The organism is Sinisalibacter lacisalsi (assembly GCF_014640115.1).
GTDB lineage: Bacteria > Pseudomonadota > Alphaproteobacteria > Rhodobacterales > Rhodobacteraceae > Sinisalibacter > Sinisalibacter lacisalsi.
Genome location: NZ_BMGI01000020.1, coordinates 1 through 974, shown reverse-complemented (window position 1 = coordinate 974; position 974 = coordinate 1). Strand labels below are relative to the sequence as shown.

Below are 974 nucleotides of genomic sequence, written 5' to 3'. Positions count from 1 at the left end.
CTTGCGAAGAAATGGGCTCCGCGGCCCCGCAAACCCAAAGCCCCCGAGGGCACGACCTGAGAACAGCCCCCATCCGCGGTCCACGCCGGATGGTTACGTTCTCTCACCTGAACCGAACGAAGTTCAGGTAGAATGAACTTCAACCACATCCCACGTTGATCATTTTGGCTCCGCTTGGACAGGGTTGGAAGATGGACACGTTCATATTCCGACCAGAGATCTGCAACATTCGGCGCAGCCTTGCGTTGGTTGCGTTCCTCAAGTGGGTCCTGCCCCTGATCGATCAGGCGTCGAAGGCGTTTGGCCTCCTCGCGTGCCGCCGCCGCGCTCCAAGTGGGATAGCTGCCGATCGTCATGCGCCGCTCGCGCTTGTTGACCGTAAAGTTCAGAATGAAGGCCTTTGCTCCGGCCTTGGTCACACGGAGCCCAAAGCCTTTGATGGCGTCGTCATAATGAATCTTACTGCCCGTCTCGGGCGCTTCTGCCCGCTTCGCAAATGTCTCGGTGATATTCGGCATTGTGTCCGCCATGTGTCCGGCTGCTGTCGGACATGGGTGGCATGACTTGACCGTGTAGGTCAATGTGTGTCCAAGGTAATTTCCAGAAATCAAATAATAATTCTGTTTCTCGCGAGGTTTCTGGGCTATGGCACGCAGGCTCATAACCTGAAGGTCGTAGGTTCAAATCCTACCCCCGCAACCAAATCTCGGGTCATCGAACGAGCGCCGTCCTGATGGGCGGCTTTCGTCGTTATATGCCCCCCCCCAAAAAAACCTGTTTCCCTGTTTCTCAGGCCGGCCTCTTCGTAAGCGTCCGGCGTCACTGCTCTGTCACGCATAGAGGGTGATCGATAGTGTCCACCACGAGATAGTGGACATGACATGCTCCCCCGAGAGTCCGCGTTTATTGGTTAGCTCTGTTCAGGGTTTGGTCCTCTCTTGACCGTTGATGATACTCCCATGGGGTGAGCCCGT

Annotated in this window: 1 protein-coding gene and 1 tRNA gene; one reads left to right on the top strand and one right to left on the bottom strand. The window is 56.2% G+C overall.

The features are described 5' to 3' along the window. The coding region (locus IEW01_RS17610; protein WP_229738361.1) for an Arm DNA-binding domain-containing protein at nucleotides 1-518 on the bottom strand (518 nt) is incomplete at its 3' end. A gap of 110 nt (nucleotides 519-628) precedes the next feature. Here IEW01_RS17610 and IEW01_RS17605 point away from each other — a divergent pair. Then, nucleotides 629-702 (top strand) — tRNA-Leu (locus IEW01_RS17605). Nucleotides 703-974: the final 272 nt, after the last annotated feature.